Source organism: Cupriavidus phytorum, from assembly GCF_003254285.1.
GTDB lineage: Bacteria > Pseudomonadota > Gammaproteobacteria > Burkholderiales > Burkholderiaceae > Cupriavidus > Cupriavidus phytorum.
On sequence record NZ_QKZN01000038.1, the window covers coordinates 1 to 1,325 of the forward strand.

The following is a 1,325-nucleotide window of genomic DNA, read 5'->3' on the forward strand; positions in this document are numbered from 1 at the left end:
TATGCAGCACGGCATTGCGCCGCGCATAGGCGAAGTAGATCACCAGCCCCAGCGCCAGCCACACCAGGAAGGCGGCCCAGGTCAGCGCCTGCAGGTGGGCCATCAGAAACAGGCAGAAACCGATCGACAGCAGCGGCACCACCGGCACGCCCGGGCAGCGGAACGCGCGCGGCAGCTCGGGCCGGGTCTTGCGCAGCACCAGCACCGCCACCGAGATCAGCGTAAAGGCAGCCAGCGTGCCGATATTGATCAGCTCGGCCAGCACGTTCAGCGGCACGAAGGCGGCAATCGCGGCAAACACGACACCGACGGTCCAGGTGGCGAAATACGGCGTGGCATGCACCGGATGCACCGACGACAGCCGCTCGGGCAGCAGCCCGTCGCGCGACATGGCGAAGATCACGCGGGTCTGGCCGTAGGTCATCACCAGGATCACCGTGGTCATGCCCAGGATCGCGCCCAGGTCGACAAAGCCCGCGACCCAGTTCTGCCCGGCAAACTGCAGCGCCAGCGAGACCGGGTGGTCGACGCCGGCAAATTTCGCGAACGGCACGATGCCGGTCATGATCGCCGCGACCACCACGTACAGCACGGTGCAGACCGCCAGCGAGCCGATGATGCCGATCGGCAGGTCGCGGCGCGGGTTACGCACCTCTTCCGCGGCCGAGGTCACGGCATCGAAGCCGATAAAGGCAAAGAACACCAGCGCCGCCGCGTTGAAGATGCCGGCAAAGCCGAACGGCGCGAACGGCTGCCAGTTGGCCGGCTGCACATGCCACACGCCCACCGCGATAAACAGCAGCACCACGCCGATCTTGATCGCCACCATCAGGTTGTTGACGCGCGCGGATTCGCGCACGCCGTACGACACCACCCAGGTGATGGCCAGCATGATCAGGCACGCCGGCAGGTTCAGCACGGTCTGCACGCCCGGCACCGAGCCCGGCGCGGCGCTCAGCGCCGCCGGCAGCTTCATGCCGAAGCCGGCCATCAGCGACTGGAAATAGCCCGACCAGCCCACCGACACCGCCGACGTCGCCAGCCCGTATTCCAGCAGCAGGTCCCAGCCGATCATCCACGCGACGATCTCGCCCAGCGTGGCGTAGCTGTAGGTATAGATCGAGCCCGACACCGGGATCGCCGAGGCGAACTCCGCGTAGCACAGCGCGGCAAAGCCGCACGCCAGCGCCGCGATCACGAACGACACCGTCAGCGCCGGCCCCGCGGTCAGCGCGCCGGTGCCGGTCAGCACGAAGATGCCGGTGCCGATGATGGCGCCGATGCCCATCAGCACCAGGTCGACCGGACCCAGCACCTTTTTCAGG

At 67.5% G+C, this 1,325-nt stretch carries 1 protein-coding gene; it reads right to left on the reverse strand.

Going from position 1 to position 1,325, the window contains the following annotated elements; all coding sequences use genetic code 11:
* Positions 1-1,324: branched-chain amino acid transporter BcaP (locus tag C7416_RS28780; RefSeq protein ID WP_258401163.1), on the reverse strand; the 1,324-nt coding region annotated here is incomplete at its 3' end.
* Position 1,325 lies beyond the last annotated feature (1 nt).